At 55.9% G+C, this 16,306-nt stretch carries 16 protein-coding genes and 2 tRNA genes; 11 read left to right on the top strand and 7 right to left on the bottom strand.

The window, feature by feature from the left end:
• Nucleotides 1–54 precede the first annotated feature (54 nt).
• Together METFOR_RS01730 and METFOR_RS01725 are read left to right on the top strand one after the other, a co-directional pair.
• On the top strand, nucleotides 55–1,059 hold the full coding sequence (locus tag METFOR_RS01730; protein WP_048111065.1) for a transcription initiation factor IIB: 1,005 nt from the start codon (nucleotides 55–57) through the stop codon (nucleotides 1,057–1,059).
• 81 nt (nucleotides 1,060–1,140) lie between these two features.
• Nucleotides 1,141–1,212: transfer RNA gene (locus METFOR_RS01725), tRNA-Ala, on the top strand.
• A gap of 25 nt (nucleotides 1,213–1,237) precedes the next feature.
• On the opposite strand, the gene METFOR_RS01720 is transcribed toward METFOR_RS01725, so the two are convergent.
• Nucleotides 1,238–1,423: a hypothetical protein gene (locus tag METFOR_RS01720; RefSeq protein WP_015284384.1), complete on the bottom strand. Its 186-nt coding sequence runs from the start codon at nucleotides 1,421–1,423 to the stop codon at nucleotides 1,238–1,240.
• Between the two features lie 113 nt (nucleotides 1,424–1,536).
• Between METFOR_RS01720 and METFOR_RS01715 the strand changes: the two genes are divergently transcribed.
• The 3 genes from METFOR_RS01715 (at nucleotide 1,537) to METFOR_RS14350 (ending at nucleotide 4,029) form a co-directional block, all read left to right on the top strand.
• A tRNA-Ala gene (locus METFOR_RS01715) sits at nucleotides 1,537–1,608 on the top strand.
• A gap of 122 nt (nucleotides 1,609–1,730) precedes the next feature.
• Nucleotides 1,731–2,825, top strand: a complete 1,095-nt coding sequence (locus tag METFOR_RS01710; protein WP_015284383.1) for a RyR domain-containing protein — start codon at nucleotides 1,731–1,733, stop codon at nucleotides 2,823–2,825.
• A 79-nt stretch (nucleotides 2,826–2,904) separates the two neighbouring features.
• The gene (locus METFOR_RS14350; RefSeq protein ID WP_015284382.1) at nucleotides 2,905–4,029 is read left to right on the top strand and encodes a toll/interleukin-1 receptor domain-containing protein; all 1,125 of its coding nucleotides are present in this window, start codon (nucleotides 2,905–2,907) and stop codon (nucleotides 4,027–4,029) included.
• Between the two features lie 17 nt (nucleotides 4,030–4,046).
• Here METFOR_RS14350 and METFOR_RS01700 read toward each other — a convergent pair whose 3' ends face one another.
• The 4 genes from METFOR_RS01700 to METFOR_RS01685 all read right to left on the bottom strand — a co-directional run bounded on the left by METFOR_RS01700 (nucleotide 4,047) and on the right by METFOR_RS01685 (nucleotide 8,232).
• The gene (locus METFOR_RS01700; protein WP_015284381.1) at nucleotides 4,047–4,472 is read right to left on the bottom strand and encodes a hypothetical protein; all 426 of its coding nucleotides are present in this window, start codon (nucleotides 4,470–4,472) and stop codon (nucleotides 4,047–4,049) included.
• Nucleotides 4,473–4,569: 97 nt separating this feature from the next.
• Nucleotides 4,570–5,436 (bottom strand): thiamine-phosphate kinase, encoded by an 867-nt coding sequence (gene thiL, locus METFOR_RS01695; protein ID WP_048110745.1) that lies wholly within the window; start codon nucleotides 5,434–5,436, stop codon nucleotides 4,570–4,572.
• Nucleotides 5,429–7,393 carry a DUF460 domain-containing protein gene (locus METFOR_RS01690; protein ID WP_015284379.1) on the bottom strand — a complete coding sequence of 655 codons (1,965 nt, stop codon included), beginning with the start codon at nucleotides 7,391–7,393 and terminating at the stop codon, nucleotides 5,429–5,431. Before METFOR_RS01690 ends, thiL begins: the two co-directional genes overlap by 8 nt.
• On the bottom strand, nucleotides 7,378–8,232 hold the full coding sequence (locus METFOR_RS01685) for an RIO1 family regulatory kinase/ATPase domain-containing protein (protein ID WP_015284378.1): 855 nt from the start codon (nucleotides 8,230–8,232) through the stop codon (nucleotides 7,378–7,380). The genes METFOR_RS01690 and METFOR_RS01685 overlap by 16 nt, the downstream gene beginning before the upstream one ends.
• 110 nt (nucleotides 8,233–8,342) lie before the next feature.
• Between METFOR_RS01685 and METFOR_RS01680 the strand changes: the two genes are divergently transcribed.
• Together METFOR_RS01680 and METFOR_RS01675 are read left to right on the top strand one after the other, a co-directional pair.
• Nucleotides 8,343–9,023, top strand: coding sequence for an adenine nucleotide alpha hydrolase family protein (locus tag METFOR_RS01680; RefSeq protein WP_015284377.1), 681 nt, complete (start codon nucleotides 8,343–8,345; stop codon nucleotides 9,021–9,023).
• A 19-nt stretch (nucleotides 9,024–9,042) separates the two neighbouring features.
• Nucleotides 9,043–9,807, top strand: a complete 765-nt coding sequence (locus METFOR_RS01675) for an NAD+ synthase (protein WP_015284376.1) — start codon at nucleotides 9,043–9,045, stop codon at nucleotides 9,805–9,807.
• Here METFOR_RS01675 and METFOR_RS01670 read toward each other — a convergent pair.
• Both METFOR_RS01670 and METFOR_RS01665 read right to left on the bottom strand, forming a co-directional pair.
• Nucleotides 9,773–10,474, bottom strand: a complete 702-nt coding sequence (locus METFOR_RS01670; protein WP_015284375.1) for a glucose-6-phosphate isomerase family protein — start codon at nucleotides 10,472–10,474, stop codon at nucleotides 9,773–9,775. The two genes, METFOR_RS01675 and METFOR_RS01670, sit on opposite strands and share 35 nt — an antisense overlap.
• A 103-nt stretch (nucleotides 10,475–10,577) precedes the next feature.
• Nucleotides 10,578–11,324, bottom strand: a complete 747-nt coding sequence (locus METFOR_RS01665) for a DUF128 domain-containing protein (protein ID WP_015284374.1) — start codon at nucleotides 11,322–11,324, stop codon at nucleotides 10,578–10,580.
• Nucleotides 11,325–11,387: 63 nt separating this feature from the next.
• Between METFOR_RS01665 and METFOR_RS01660 the strand changes: the two genes are divergently transcribed.
• The 4 genes from METFOR_RS01660 to METFOR_RS01645 all read left to right on the top strand — a co-directional run bounded on the left by METFOR_RS01660 (nucleotide 11,388) and on the right by METFOR_RS01645 (nucleotide 16,271).
• Nucleotides 11,388–12,338, top strand: a complete 951-nt coding sequence (locus METFOR_RS01660; RefSeq protein WP_048110744.1) for a hypothetical protein — start codon at nucleotides 11,388–11,390, stop codon at nucleotides 12,336–12,338.
• 93 nt (nucleotides 12,339–12,431) lie between these two features.
• The gene (locus tag METFOR_RS01655; protein ID WP_015284372.1) at nucleotides 12,432–13,763 is read left to right on the top strand and encodes a dihydrolipoyl dehydrogenase family protein; all 1,332 of its coding nucleotides are present in this window, start codon (nucleotides 12,432–12,434) and stop codon (nucleotides 13,761–13,763) included.
• Between the two features lie 114 nt (nucleotides 13,764–13,877).
• On the top strand, nucleotides 13,878–15,410 hold the full coding sequence (lysS, locus tag METFOR_RS01650; RefSeq protein ID WP_015284371.1) for a lysine--tRNA ligase: 1,533 nt from the start codon (nucleotides 13,878–13,880) through the stop codon (nucleotides 15,408–15,410).
• A gap of 195 nt (nucleotides 15,411–15,605) precedes the next feature.
• Nucleotides 15,606–16,271, top strand: a complete 666-nt coding sequence (locus METFOR_RS01645) for a hypothetical protein (protein WP_015284370.1) — start codon at nucleotides 15,606–15,608, stop codon at nucleotides 16,269–16,271.
• Nucleotides 16,272–16,306 lie beyond the last annotated feature (35 nt).

Genomic DNA, 16,306 nt, shown 5'->3' with positions numbered 1-16,306 from the left:
CCGGTAAAAATCCCGTAATCAAAATGCCCGCTTATCAGGATAAGGTGAATGTGGATGCAGGAAATCGAGAAACTTAAAGTCCTCCAGTCCGAGCGTGAAGCGCTCAAGGCGAGGACGAAACAGAAAGAGCAGGAGAAGAAAGCCGAGAACCACACGGAAACCGTGTGCCCCGAGTGTGGCGGCAGGCAGCTTGTCCACGACTACGAACGTGCAGAACTTGTCTGCCAGAGCTGCGGGCTTGTCATCGATGACGACTTCATCGACCGCGGCCCGGAGTGGCGTGCATTCGACCACGACCAGAGAATGAAGAGGTCACGTGTCGGTGCACCGATGACCTTCACGATCCACGATAAAGGTCTCTCGACCATGATCGACTGGCGCAACCGTGACTCCTATGGTCGGGCCATCTCCTCCAAGAACCGGGCGCAGCTCTACCGTCTCCGCAAGTGGCAGCGCCGGATCCGTGTCAGTAATGCAACCGAGCGCAACCTCGCATTCGCCCTCTCCGAGCTGGACCGCATGGCCTCGGCACTGGGCCTGCCGCGGAACGTCCGTGAGACCGCGGCCGTCGTCTACCGTGACGCTGTTGACAAGAACCTGATCCGTGGCCGGAGCATCGAAGGTGTTGCAGCAGCTGCACTCTACGCAGCCTGCCGGCAGTGCAGCGTGCCAAGAACGCTCGACGAGATTGCAGAAGTATCCCGTGTTTCAAGGAAGGAAATCGGCAGGACATACCGGTTCATCTCCCGTGAACTGGGACTCAAGCTTCTCCCGACCTCCCCGATCGACTACGTGCCCCGGTTCTGCTCAGGCCTCACCCTCAAGGGCGAGGTGCAGAGCCGTGCAGTGGAGATCCTCCGTCAGGCAGGGGAACGCGAACTGACAAGCGGCCGTGGCCCGACGGGTGTCGCCGCAGCAGCCATCTATATCTCCTCCATCCTGGGCGGGGAGCGGCGCACCCAGCGCGAAGTAGCAGAGGTCGCCGGTGTGACCGAGGTCACCATCCGGAACCGGTACAAGGAACTGGCAGAGAAACTCGATATCGAGATCATCCTCTAAACACCTTCTTTTTCCCAAACTCCTGACAGGACGCCAAGAACTATATCCCAAAGACTCGAAAATATACAGAACACATCAAGCGGGCTCGTAGATCAGGGGTAGATCGCTACGTTCGCAACGTAGAGGCCGCGGGTTCAAATCCCGCCGGGTCCATCGCTGTTTTCAAAAAAGGGATTGGTCACTTCTTCTGCAGCATTGCCTGCACTTCATCGTCGAGTGTTGCTTTCAGCTTCTCCATGGCTTCATTGAGATCGGTGGTTATCGTGATAGTAAACGAATTATCGCTCTTCTTGTCATGGTAGTTCACGATATACTCGATCTGCCCGTCCTTTCCCTTCTTCGGCTCAATGATCAGTTGCGCCATAGGTCAACGCATCTACGTTGGAGCCCTCCCTACATCTTCCTTGCTATATGAGGATCAGTAACAACTATATGGAATCCGCAGAAAAATAACATACCGCAAAGACAGGTGCATGCGGGCTCGTAGATCAGGGGTAGATCGTCACGTTTGCAACGTGAAGGCCACGGGTTCAAATCCCGTCGAGTCCATTCTCATTTTCCAAAAAACAATCAATTACCGAAGGTTATCTATTCCCAGCTCGCTTCGTTTCACATTTGACAAGTGTTATGGGACAGAGGAGTATATCATCAAACAGTTGCGGTGATCTCGGATGGACAATCCACCAGCCAATCTGCAGGAAACCCTTCTCTTTGCCCTTGACGGTCTGGCAGAGTGGGTGCTGGTACTGGAGCCCGATGGCACAGTGGCCTGGTCCAACCGTATCTTCAACGAGTTCATGGGATATGAAGACGTCCCGGGATACCGCCGTCACCTTCGTCAATTCTTTCCAGCTTTCTCTGATGAACTGCTCTCGGAGATTCATGATTTTACCGCACCGGGTCTTTACCATTCCACGGCAACCAAAACACTGACGGGAAAAGATGGGATGAATCATGTCATCCGGTTCACCATGGTTCCCCGTTGTGATAAGAACGGGAATATCGCGGGTGCCTTGGTCTATGGCCTAGACATTACCGAGCTTGTTGAGATGGAGCAGTTCAAGAGGGATGCTTATGCCCAGATCGAGAAGAACATCGAACAGTTCGCCATCCTGGGAGACCACCTTCGCAACCCGCTCACCGCCATCATCGGCCTCTCGGATTTGCTTGAAGACCAGAAGACTGCAGGAAAGATCCACACCCTGGCAACCGAGATCGACGATATCATAACAAGGATCGATAAGGGATGGATTGAATCGGAGAAGGTCCGCACCATCATCAGGAAATACTATGACATCGGTGCAACCGGTACCCGGGAGCTGGTTGCGCGGGCAATCCATGAACACTACCTGGAAAACGAAGGAAAAGCAGGCCAGACCCCCGAGACGAACTCCTCCATGGTTCCTTGGAACGAGCTGCCCAACCGGCTGAAGGATTCGAATATCCGTCAGGCCGAGAATATCTGGAAGATGCTCCACCGCATCCACTGTACCATCGCGCTCTCTTCAGGGGATAAAGAGCCGCTCTTTGCCTTCTCGGATAATGAGGTGGAACTCCTTGCCGAGATGGAACACGAGCGGTGGATCGACGAGCGGGTGAAGAAAGGCTGGGTCTACGTAGGGAATAGGGACGACATGCAGAAGATCCATGACTGCATCCTCCCCTGGGCCAATCTTTCAGACGCGCAGAGAATGAAGGACCGGAACGCTGTCAGGGCGCTGCCGGCAATCCTTGCAAAGGTATACCTGAAGATTGTCCGCGTGTAACGGCAACACTAATCATCATATAGTCCTGATAAAAATCCATAGAGGGAGGGCAGGATCTCTACGCGATCCTGACAGGCACATGACAGACGATCCACTCCAGAAGAGTTCCGGCCATCATGACGTTTTTATCAGTTATGCGCAGGAGGACAAGATCATTGCCGATGCCGTATGTGCACGATTAGAATCGCGGAATATCCGGTGCTGGATCGCCCCGCGGGATATCAATCCCGGTAAGAACTTTCCTGAAGCCATCATCGAGGGTATTGAAGAAGGAAAAGTGCTTGTTGTCATTTTTTCCTCGTCGGCGAACAAGTCTCCCCATGTGACAAGGGAGCTGACCCATGCCGTGAACAAGGGGCGCATCATCATCCCGTTCCGTATCGAGGACGTCACTCCCTCGAAGTCCATGGAATATCTTATCGGTGTACCGCACTGGCTCGATGCCGTCACACCCCCTATGGAACAACATATCGACCGTCTTGTCGGGACTGTGGAGCACATCATCGGCAAAAGAACTGTGACAGCTGTTCCTCCGATACCTGCAGAAGCAGCTGCATCCCCACCGGTGCCGAAGCTCGTACCTCAAGAAATCCCTGACGAATCCTCCCCGGGGCAGATGCCTGAAACAACTCCTGTTATTCCGACCCCGAAAGAGGAGGCAAAAGAAGCCGCCGGCAGCCGACCCTCATCAGGAGTTCCCGTGTGGAATACGAAAGTACTTGCCGCTGCAGGCATTGGTCTCGTTGTGGTTATCCTTCTTTCAGTTATGATGCTGACAGGGATCTTCAACCCGCCCACAGGCCTGAATGCTTCCGGCGCAGCCGGCACTTCATCAGCAATTGACTACCGGAGTTCGGATGCCCTGGTGAATACGGTAGTGCTGACCGTGGAACCAACGCAGACCCTTGCAAAAGACACGGAGCTGTACATCGATGCGAACAAGGACAACAGCAATGCCATGGTGACCGTGACATTCAATGGGGGGCCAGGGATGGGGCTTATAAAAGACAACCGGGTTATCCTGACGCGGTCAGACGGGACAGAGACCGGGGGAAAACTCAATTTCAACCAGCGGCTCTCAGAGGTAAAACTGCAGGGCACCCGGGGGACAGACCGTATCCGGGTGATTGTCACCCTCTATTCCGGATCAGAAAAAACAATTGTTGATAAACTATTGTATTACCGGACTTATCGCTCGATGTAAGACCTCAACAGGCAGGATCAGTCCACCCAATCAAGCAGGTGGCGGGACTTCCCTTCAGCCTCCCGTGCAATGACCTTCCGTTTCACGCTCTTTTCGGATCCTGCAGCAGGGATAGCAACCTGCTCATATTTACCATAGTCCATATACCCGTCCTCACCAGAATCGGCAATCTCCTGGAGAGAGAAAGGTCCCGGATCATGACCGCTTTCCGGCAGGTGTGGTTCTTCATGGATGAGTGGATTCTCCATCTGCATTGCCGGCACTGCAGGAACCGGCTCAGCAGAAAGGACCGGGGGGGCGTTCATCAGGATTGGCGATGGGGAGGGGACTGCTGGTGGATTCTTGTGGAAATTATTCTTCAGGAGAAGGAAATCAACAAAATCTTCCACTTCCATCCGTTGCTCCGGCGTCAGCCGTGCCATCCTGCTCTCGAGTGGTTCCATGCCTGTCTTCCCGCCTGTACTCTCTGAAGAAATGTCTCTTGCGCCTTGTATATAAGGAAACTGCGATAAGCCCGCGGAATGCTGCCTGAAAAAAAAGTTATTCCCAGCGGTGCTGGTAGCCCCGCTTTTCCAGAGGGATACCGTCAACCGTGACGGCATTTTTCTCGGTGACCGTGCCGATTACAGTAGCGGCCACATCATCCACCGGGAACCGGTCCGGTGCGATGGTAAAGATCAGCTCATAGTCACCGCCGCCATAGAGTGCAAGTTCTCGTGCCCGTTCTGCAGGGATGCCGGCTGGCAGGGGGAGTTTCGACAAATCGAGCGCAAAGCCGCAATTTTCGTTCACACTCATCAGGTCATAGAGCGAGAGGGCAATCCCGTCGCTGTCGTCCATCATTGCGCTCACACCGGCCTTCCCGAGGAGCTGCCCCTCCGTTACCCGTGGCTGCGGCTCGAACAAATACTTCTCAAACTGGTGGTACCCATCCAGCCATGCCTGCGCCTGTCCCGGCGTACCAGTGATACAGACAAGGTCGCCCGGCCATGCCCCGGTCCTCCGGGCGATGTCCCGCCTGTCAACAAGTCCAAGGCCGGTCGTAACGACCGTGAGCTCATTATGCCGGTCGATGTCGCCGCCAATGATCTCCGCGCCATACTTCATGCAGCAGTCCTTTGCCCCCTGCATGACACCCTCGAGGCATTTCCAGTCATCAAGGCCAACCGCAATCAGTAAATATTTCGGCGCAGCGCCCATGCTCGCTATGTCAGAGAGGGTGACTGCTGCGCTCATCCAGCCGGCCTGCCAGTCGGTCATCCCCGGGACAAAATCGGTTGACCGGTGGAGCATATCTGTTGTTGCCACCATTACCTGCCCACCACAGGCAAACTCGGCACAGTCATCAACACATTTCTCCTTCCCGACAATGCCCATCACGGTTTTCAGAAGATCCCGGTCATCCACCTTTCTTCACTACCTTACCCCGTTCGCTCTTGTACTCCTTGAAGATGTGCTCGATCAGTTCCGTTTTCTTCTCCCGTTCGTGCCGCTCCTGCTCCCCCTTCCAGCGGGCAAGCGTAGATTCCAGCGCCTCCTTCGCGCAGAGCCCCTGTTTCCCCCGGACCTGAGTAATTGTCTCCTTATCGGAAAGAAGCGGGATACCCGCCTCACGGAATGAGAGGGATAAGTGCGGGTCCCCGACGGCAAGATTTTTTTCTGCTACAATGACGGCACGCACGCGGAGATCAGCAATATCGCGGACAATGCTCCTTCCCCACCCATCAGTCCTGTTCACGTACACCAGATCGCCCTCATCCACACCGACATCGTCTGCGAGCTTGCGAAGTCCCTCCTTTGTGAGGGTGTCCATGACCTTCACCGGGACCACATCGCCTTCCATCGAGAGCTCGGCAAATTTCCGGATCCGGGCAAGGCGCTTTACCAGGTTGCGGTTGTGCCGCTCCTCTTTGTGCAGGCGTTTTTTCAGGCTTTGGATGACTGCATCCCGTTTTACCACTTCGGCATTCTTTGCCAGCGCTGCATCCCGGGAAGTGCTGACCTTCTTCAGGCGTGAGGACATGCGGTGAAGTTCGTAATCTTTTGCTTTGATCTCTTCCTGCAGTTCGGCCACGTATGCCCTGAGGCGTTTGACCATCCCGTCCAGCACCCGCACCCGCTCATCATGTTTCTCATCGACCGTAACCGGCGCGGCATCCGGAATTAAAACAGGGGTAACCGTGTTCATCTCCCCGATGACCTGTTCAAGCGACTGCCCCCGGAGGACCCGCGCCCTCACCTCATCGAGGTCGTGCCCCGACGGGATCCGTTTCATCAGGTTCTGGAACCGGTGGCGGTACTGCCGAAAGGCATCGAGCGCCGCAGACAGCGCATCGCGCTCATGGTCGTTGGTGTATTCGAATGGGGCAGTAAGCTCCATCTTGGTCTCGACACTGGTATCCTGTTTCGGGGTGAACGCGATCGCTGAGAACGCACGGCGGATCTTCTCGACCGTGAAGGGCATCTCCTCGACATCAGAGGCGATGATGAGCGGTTTTCCCACCTTATAGAGCGCCTCGATCACATCGGACATCGTCATCTGGCGCGAGCTCTGGAGGTGGAGGAGGTTGCCATCAAGGTCCAGTGCGGCAAAGGCCGTCGTTGTCCCGGGATCGATTCCCACGATCAGGTACCGGGGTTTCGCGGAGAGCGGGCGGAACCGGATCCGCTCAAGCCGCTTGCCACTGATCCGGACCTGCACATCAGCACCCCTGTACGTGGAGACCGGCACCTGGTCACGGACGGCAAAAACCCGGAACGCAACCCTGCTGCACCCGCCAAACGCCCGGGTTTCCTTCTTCTCGTACCGTAAGCCAGCGGTAACAAGCGCCTGTTCAATCTCCCTCCCCTTGAGCTGCACCGCCCCATGCATCTTCCTCACATACCGGTTCTGGCTCCACCCGCCCTTGCCCGGGGAACGGTGACGGCTGACTACAATCTCGCTCTCGTTCTCGAACGCAATCACTTCAGCCCCGGCGCCCAGCGTGGCAACCTGTGCCGTTGTCCGTGCTTCCGCAAAGGGATCGAACTTGTTGAAACTGATATTGTACCGGCCGGCAACCTTCTGGAGCGACTCCTTGCGTTCACCTCCCGTCACCTGTACAAGACGGGTCCGGGGGGGAAGCCCCTGCAGGAAGAAAAAGAGTTCGTGCTGGTCTGCCGCGATCTCCTGCAGGCTGTCAACGGCAAGGATATCCGGTTGTTCTGCGGTAAGGAGGCGGAAGAGGCGGAACAGGGAGACCTCAGTCTCGCTCTCGATCCGTGAGCCGTCCATACGGACGAGCGCGTACATCGGCCGCCGGGAGCGGGAACGGACTGATCCTTTGACGATGTCAATACCGAAAACCTTCAGCCGATCACCCATTGCAACGCAACCTCCCGGTCACGCCGGATCTTATATTTCCGTCTGAAGAATGCGAGAATATTGTCGATGTCCCGTCCAGCGATGGCCTCAGCATTGGGGTGAGCGGTCCCGATCCATTGGGGCCAGTCGATGAGGACACATCGCCTGTTCTCAACAAGGATATTGTATTCCGAAAGGTCCGAATGGATGATGCCCGCCCTGTACGCGTTCCGGACATTTTCCAGGATCTCATCGAGGGTTTTTTCAGGGGTTTCAAGCGCGGTCCGGTTGAGAATCCCCCCTTCAATAAGAGACATCACCACGGCATGCCGGTTCTGGGCAATGGGAAGCGGAACACTCACCGCAGGGTGCAGCCTTTTTAAGGCCAGGTACTCACGCTCTGCCGACTTTTTTGAGGCGATCAGCCAGGGGCAGTGCCCCTCCTCCATGTACTCCCGGTTCACCCGCGCTGACGAGAAGGAACGCTGACCAACCCGGTGAAACTTGACGGCAACGGGGCCAAGACCAAGTGCCTCGTGCACAACAGACTCCTTTCCCTCACCAATCAAGGCTCCCAGCGCCGAGAGTGTACCTTTCTGGGACAGCGCAGTGAGAGCCAGGGTATCATATCCGCCAAAGACAAGGGCATACCCGTCGTACGGCACCGGGTTGAACCGGACCATTCCCCAGGCAATGAGCCGGGAGAGCCGGTAATTGACCTCGGATTCGGAGAGCTTTGTTGCAGCCCGTATATGTTCAAGCGGCACCCAAGAGTACCGCTTCATCCCGCGTTCAAGGGCTAGCAGGATCGACCGCTCGTATTTGTTCAGGTTGCGGATCTGTTCCGCGGCGACGACCATATCCGTTAGAGAGGTTATGTGCGAGAGTATAAAACCTTCAGCACCCGGGCATTCCAGGCTGCATAACCTTAAACATCTTGCATTGTCCAGAACTGATCGGGTCAGACGGAATGCAGTGCAGCAAGTGCCGGCAGAAGGCAATCCATTACCAGCCATACTCCGGCCAGTATCTCTGTGTGGAGCACCTTGTAGCCGATATCGAAACAAAAGCCAAGCGCACGATCCGCCAGCAAAAAGGAATGTGCCCAGGCGATCATATCGCTGTGATCATCACAGGAGATCCCGCCGAAAGAGCCCTTCTCTTCTTTCTCCACAATCTGGCCGGTAAACGGAGGGATATCCTAGTATCGGGGATCCCGGGAGGAGCCCACGAGAGTCCTGATTCTATAGCAGGACGCACCGGAGCAACACGGATAGCGCTCGCAACCACGCTCGAAGACTGTTCTGCAGCTATCCTTGCCGGAATCCTCAGGGGGGAGCCGATGACCAGCATCATTGGGAGAAGAGGAGATACAGGCACACGTCCCGTTTTCGCTCCCTTCTGCCATATTCCCTCCTGCGAGATCGCCCAGTATTCCCGGATTCACGGGCTGGAGGAGAGCAGCGTGCCTGCCGCACGGCAAAATGACTCCCTGTATGAGGATGTGAAGAACATACTTGGAGCATATGCGCACCGTCACCCGGCAGCACCCCACGCGATCCTGAATCTTGGCGAGATGCTCTCTGCTGCAGCACAAGAAACGGAAGCAGAACAGAACAAGCACCGAACAGTTGATGAAGAAACCCGGTAACAATTAGAGGCAGAGGTGTATGGAGACAGAGGACGGGCTCTGGTGCCGTTTGGGCAGGATCGAACAGATGGTCCGGCATGCCTACTGGCAGACCGGGTGCAAAGGGATTGTCATAGGGTTGAGCGGGGGGATTGACTCGGCAGTAGCGGCGGTATTCTGCTGCCGGGCAGTGGGGCCGGAAAACGTACTAGGCCTCCTGATGCCTTCATCGGTAAGTAGCCCTGACGATCTCCGCGATGCTGAAGACCTGTGCAGCCGGTTTAAAATCCCCTATGAAGTTATCAGTATCGATCCGATGCTCGAAGGCTTTCGGACTATGCCTGGCTTTACAGAAACACCCTATCTCCTCGGAAACCTGATGGCCCGGATCCGGATGATTACTCTCTATTATTACGCCAACCGTGACCACCGGATTGTCTGTGGCACGTCCAACCGGAGCGAGTATATGCTGGGCTACAGCACAAAATACGGCGATAGTGCTGCTGATATCCAGCCTCTCCTCCATTTCTACAAGACCGACATCTTCGTAGCTGCACGAGAACTAAACATACCGGAACCCATCATCAGGAAGGTCCCTTCTGCCGGACTGTGGGCAGGGCAAAGCGACGAGAAGGAGATCGGGCTTTCCTACACCGAGATCGATGCAGCACTCAGGGCACTTGAAGAGAATTCATGGAAGGCACAAAATCCCTCGGAAGAGAAGGTGCTCGCACTGGTGAAAAAGAGCGGGCACAAGCGTATGCCTGCCCCTAGCCTCTTAACAGGTTCTCAAAGAGAGTGCTGAACCGTTCGGGATAGTTAAGGAACGAGAGGGCCTTCTCGTCCCCGATCAGGCTGTACAGGGGGCCTTTGGGGACGCCCCAATGTCCGGATCCCGGACTTGCCGACCGTACCGAGGGAACGCGGGGGTAACGTGCGTTCTTCCGGATCTCGCCGTTACAGAGCGCAAAATACGCTGCCCCGCGGCGGGAGATATATTCCCCATACTCGCTCTCGAATTCCGTTGACACAATGTTTGCCATAGCCAGCGTCTCATCAGTTGTCGGGTTGATGGTGACATGGCCGTACCCGGGCGGGATGACGACAAGATCTCCGGCACGTGCATCGATCATGACAATATCGAGAAGGTCCAGGGACTGAAGGAGATACCGGGCTGTTCCTTCCAGGACCTCATATATCTCAGGGTAGCCCACGCCGGCCGGGTTCCTCGGGTGGTAATGACCTTTGGTCTTAACCCACTCCCCGCAGAGATTGTTGGGGGGGATTACCGTCAGGTCGTACCGCAATTTATGGGCATGCAACCACGTCCAGTCGGCATCGGACTGTGCAAGATCGCGGTACATGCAATACAACGGACCCTCATGTGCACAGTTCGGATCGGCAAGGACTGGTTGCATCTCATTAATTGTCCGAACCGTTGGAGGAGGCAGCTCCCCGTCCCACCCAAACATAACCACATCGTTCACCTTTCAAGTAGATAATACCGGGTGTCATGGTGTTATGGACAATCTGGAGAGACGTTCAGGGAGAAACATTCTGGAACGAAGACGTTCGTTAGTAGTCCCGGATTTCGTCCATTTCCGACACGTCGATGAGACCTTTCATGGCCTGAACCTGGATCCACCGGTCAGCTTCCCGGATGGCTGCGAGGGGGTTTGTCCCCCCGATGGCGGCAATACCGATGAACTGCGGGCTGACCGGGACACCGAGAAGGGGGACGTTCGGCATACCAACGTCGAGCACCCCGGAGAAGTTGCTACCGGACAGTTCATCGAGCACCTGCCCGACAAGGGGTTCGGCTTCCATATGGAACTCGCGGATATTGGCAAGGATGTTGCCGCTGCCCTTGCGCATCACATCCGTCACAGAAGTAGTCTTCTGGGACATCAGGACCTGGAGCGGGTCGATGGTGGTGTGTTCGTAAAGGATCATATGGGTGAAGCGCACCGGTGTCCGGTTCTCGATCTCCACAATCCCGCCCCCGATGGGCCTCACCGGGATGCCATGCCGGATCAGGATGCCGTCAAACGAGATGCTGCACATGGTGCAGATTCCCGTGCAGCCGGGAGGGATCGTAAGCCCTGAGATCTTCTTTTCCGGTTCAAGGAACTTAACAAGCCCGCTCATGCTGATGCCGGACCGGTTAGCATCCTTCAATACCGAGATGGCAAATTCCAAGTCCCCGGTTTTTACCAGGGACAGATTATAGACAATGCTCCCCTCATTTTTTGCCGGATCGTAGGTTGTCTGGAGGGCATAGTCCTCGATTTTGTTGTTGACAAATTTCAGAGGGGGGTTCATTACAGTAATCTCGGGCATTTCAATAGAAAAATTGTTCTATAAGACCACGAAAATGTATTCTTAATGGAACACGACATGCGGGAAAAAGCCAAGAATGCGATGAGACTCATTCTTGAAGCGGCTCGTTTTGAGGTGGAAGAGGTCGACGACCCCCTCGACCTTTCTGCGATCCATGACAGCACATGCATTCTTGTGCTCTGCTCAAACGACCGGAACATGATCGCCCAGTTCGATAAAACCAACTACAGTCTCATGATCGACGATCATGAGATGACCTGCAAGAAACTGCTCTTCACCCTTGATAAGAGTATTACCACAGAGAACTGCATCCAGTGGGGAGTGGAGGAATTTGTCCGGTACACCGGCGAGGCAGTGCTTGCAGATATCGTTGGTCGCGAACTTGCTCTCGATCTCACCGCGTCACGGGCAAAGGCTGCGGCTATTGCAGCGGCTGAGGTGGCAAAGGATGAGCCATCGGGAATCACGCTCCTCCATTTCCCGGTCAAGATTTCAGAACAGGCTGCAATCCGGGCCGGAGGTGTCCAGGGACAGGCCAAGCTTCGGTTCATGCCTTACTTCCTCTTCCACTTCACCAGCACCGGGGAGCAGGTGTACAAGGACCGCCGGATCCCGTTCGATGCTGACGGGTGGGGGGCCATCAATGCCATCAATGGGATCAAGATCGACCTTGATGGAAAACAGGCCGAGGAGAAAGAGATCCCCGGCGGGGCCGAAGTGTGCGATCCCCATATCCGGAAAGAGGAGGCAACGGAACGGATCGTCAGCGAGCTGATCGACAGGCTGACCCAGAAGGTCCGGATCAAGCAGGAAAAGGGGGACGCGATCTTCTACGAGGAGAAGGTCCTGAAGCCCGACCGGAAGAATATCACTGTGGAGACGAGGCAGGTCTACATCCCTGTCTGGCAGATCCGGGGCAAGAAGATCGTGGAAGTAAATGCATTTACCGGTGAACTGCTCTCAGAGCCAATGGATGAGGGCGTCGAAGTCTTCTGACACGCACATGATCCCGCATTTTCCTCTTTTTATCAGTTTTCGCAGGGGCATACCCTGCAACAATTCCTGCTTCAGCCGGATGGGCAGGCGTTCATGATCGTGGTTCTTGGCGGTGGCCCCGCAGGACGGCTTGCCGCGATCCGACTTGCATCTGCCGGCAGGGAGGTCACGCTCGTCGAGAAAGGTGGTATCGGCGGGCAGTGCCTCCATTACGGGTGCATGCCGGTCTGTGCCATGAACGACGTTGCACGGCATATCCAAGCCGCGGGTTTGTTCAGCAAGCTCGGGATCCTCGGAAAGGTGCCGGATCTTGACTTTGAGGCGCTCCTGCGCGAGATGGCAAAGGTGCAGGAAACCATCACGGATGTCCTTGACAAGGAGACACGGGATGCCGGTGTGGAAATTCTCTACGGGCAGGAAGGGAGATTTGATGGTAGGGAGGTTATTGTTGGCAGCGAGAGCCTGAAAAGCGAAGCCGTCATCCTTTCCACCGGATCACGCCCGGCACTGCCGGACATCGATGGTATAAGGAATGAAGGCGTTTTCACTCCGCATTCCCTTAAGGCTATGAAATCTCTGCCAGGGAGGCTTGTCATCATTGGCGGGGGGATCATGGCAGCGGAATTCGCCTACATCTTCTCCCGGTTCGGGAGCAGGGTCACGGTTCTTTCCCGGAGCGGTTTTTTGAAAAATCTCGATGAGACCATCCGGAAACGGGCGGTGCGCGAGCTTGCCGGTGTGGAGATCCGGGAGGGCACCGATGTCCTTGCTGTCGGAGGTTCACCAGAAAACCTCAAGATCCCTCTGAAAAATGGCGGAAAAGAGAGTGTTCTTGCCTGCGATGCGGTCCTCGTAGCAGCAGGACTCACGCCCAATTCTGGGATGCTTGAAGGGATTCCAAAACGACCCAACGGCGAGGTGATCGTGGATGAGTACATGCAGACAACCATTTCTGGTATCTATGCCGCAGGCGATGTCACCGGCCCGCCGTTCCTGACCCCTGTTGCCCGGTTGCAGGGGATCGTGGCAGCGGACAATATCCTCGGGGCGCGGAGGAAGATGGATTACTCAGCCATCCCCCAGGCCCTCAACCTCGGGTATGAACTTGCGTTCTGCTCCGATAACAATCCCCGGTCAAAACCGCTTGTCATCCCGGGCGTAGCAGGGCCCGGAACATTCTGGGCTGTCCCGGCCTCAGATACCGGCTTTGCAAAGATCCTTGTTGCACCGGATGGCACCCTCAGCGGCATGGCCACGGCCTCGCCCGGGGGTGGGCTGATTGCCGGCTATATGGCACTTTTGATGAAGCGCCACTTTTTGGTTCACGACTTTTCCGACTTCATCGAGGTCCACCCGTCCACCGACGGGGTCTACGGACTGGCAAAGTATGCCTCCGGAGTCCTGAAGAAACACGAAAAACACTGATACCCCCATGATAAGCCGGATTCCCGGAACCCTGACGGGGGATTATTATGGTATTATTACGCCCGGGGTCCCATAGATAGGATACATACCGTCCTACACCGTGGTGCATACACAATGACCGACTCCACCGAGAATACCGCATTCGACCAGACACGGCTCGACAAGATCGTGGCCCTCCGTGAGAAAGGGCACTGCATGTTTCCCCCGACATTCGACCGCAGGAACACCGTCTCCGAGATCAAAACAAAGTACGCGGAGATCACCCATGACAAGAGCGCCGAGAGCGTCTCCACGGCCGGGCGTGTCCACATCGTGCGGAACCATGGGAAGACGATCTTTGCCGATCTTGCAGACGAGAGCGGCAAGATCCAGCTCTACATCCGTAAGAACGATCTCGGCGAGGAACAATTCGAGCTCTTCAACCAGTTTGTCGAGCGGGGGGACATCATCGGGGTCGAGGGTCACGTCTTCCGGACGAAACTGGGGGAGATCACCATCTGGGTGGACAAATTCAGTCTCCTCTGCAAAGCGGTCTGTTCCCTCCCCGAGAAGTTCCACGGGTTAAAGGACGTGGAGAAGCGCTACCGCCAGCGCTACGTTGACCTGATCGTGAACGAAGAGAACCGGCAGACATTCCGGAACCGGAGTCGGATCATCTCGCTCCTAAGGAGATACCTCGACGACCATGGGTTCCTCGAATTCGAGACTCCCATACTCCAGCCGGTTTACGGGGGCGCAAACGCCCGGCCGTTCACCACCTACCACAACTTCCTTAACCAGAAGCTCTACCTCAGGATCGCTCCCGAGCTCTACCTGAAGCGGCTAATCGTCGGCGGGTTCGAGCAGGTCTTCGAGATCTCCCGGAACTTCCGGAATGAGGGTGTGGACGCGGATCACAACCCAGAGTTCACCATGGTCGAGATCTACTGGGTGTACCGTGACTTCCGGGACATGATGGAGCTCACCGAGAACATTGTCACGTATATCATCGAAAAGATCCACGGGAAGTACGAGCTCCCGTTCAGCGACGTGACATTGAACTTCACAAAACCGTGGAGGAAACTTTCGATGGCGGATGCTGTAAAGGAGATCGGCGGCATCGACATCTTCGCCCACTCTGTTGACGAACTCAGGAAACTCGCCCATGAGCACAGGATCGAGGACCCGGACAAGCCGCAGTCCCAGCGTGAGTACCTCATCGCATTCTTTGAAGGGCTTGTCGAGGAGAAACTCATCCAGCCGACCTTCATCTACGACTACCCGGTCGAGAACTCACCGCTCGCCAAGCGCCACCGCGAGAAGGAGGGCTTCACCGAGCGCTTCGAGCTCTTCATTGCCGGCATGGAAGTGGGCAACGGCTTCTCGGAGCTGAACGACCCGGTGGACCAAAAGGAGCGGTTCGAGGAACAGGACAAAAAACGCCAGCTGGGCGATGTCGAGGCCCAGATGATCGACTACGACTTCATCAATGCGATCGGGTTCGGTATGCCCCCCGCCGGGGGTGTCGGCATCGGTATCGACCGGCTCGTGATGCTTCTCACCAACAATAATTCCATCAAGGAGGTCATCCTCTTCCCCTCGATGAAGACCCTGAAGGCAGGCGAAGAAGAAGAGCCGGAAGAAGAGAAACCGGCTGCCGGGAATTAAAGTTCTCCTTTTCTCATCCTTTATTCCGTCCGCAATTCCATTCATTGCATGGATCTCCGGCTATCGTCTCTTCTCCCTGTCCTGTTCTGTGTTTCACTCGTCCTTATTGCAGGTTGTACCTCCCCATCTGCTCAACAAACCGTTCCTGCCTCTCCATCCCCTGCAGCCCATAAGGGGATTCCCATGGAGGAGACCATGGCTGCACTCCCCGCATCCACTACCATAAAAGAGTCAATCGCGGAACAGCTCGCATCCGTGCAATCTGACAGCCCGGTCTTCCGTGAAACGTACCGGATGTTCCAAAATATCAGGTCAACCGAGTATGTCCACCCACCCTATACATCGGATGATACCACAGGGACCTACAAATTCGACTGCCTCGGATTTGTCGACCACGTACTCATGAATGCAACACCGGCAGCGTACAGTGAGATCGGCAAGGGTGCCAACCCTTCGATAGAGTCCTATGCTGCCGCGTTCAATACCATGGACACGAAGAGCCCGGCGGCCCTGTATGGATCAAAGGTCCAAAGGCCCGTTGATCTCAGGCCCGGAGATGTCTGTCTCTGGCTGAGACCGAATACCCTCGACACCGGTCACATGTGGATCATTGCCGGGGAACCAACGATCAACCCGAAACGGGCGGACGAGGTCATGGTCCGGATCTTTGACTCAACCGGCACAGTACACAGCGATGACTCGCGGACCGGATCCGCATGGAAGACGGGTCTTGGCACCGGGATCCTCGGCTTCATGACAGATACCGATGGGAATCCTGTCGGCCTGTACTGGGAGGGCGGGGCGAGCACCGCTGCCGGAGAGAAGGACACGACCATTGTCTGCGGGCGGCTGACCCGGTAACGGACTGAGCGGAAGAAAAAAGGGATTATTCCCGC

Source organism: Methanoregula formicica SMSP (assembly GCF_000327485.1).
GTDB classification, from domain to species: domain Archaea; phylum Halobacteriota; class Methanomicrobia; order Methanomicrobiales; family Methanospirillaceae; genus Methanoregula; species Methanoregula formicica.
This window is presented reverse-complemented; position numbering and strand designations above follow the sequence as displayed.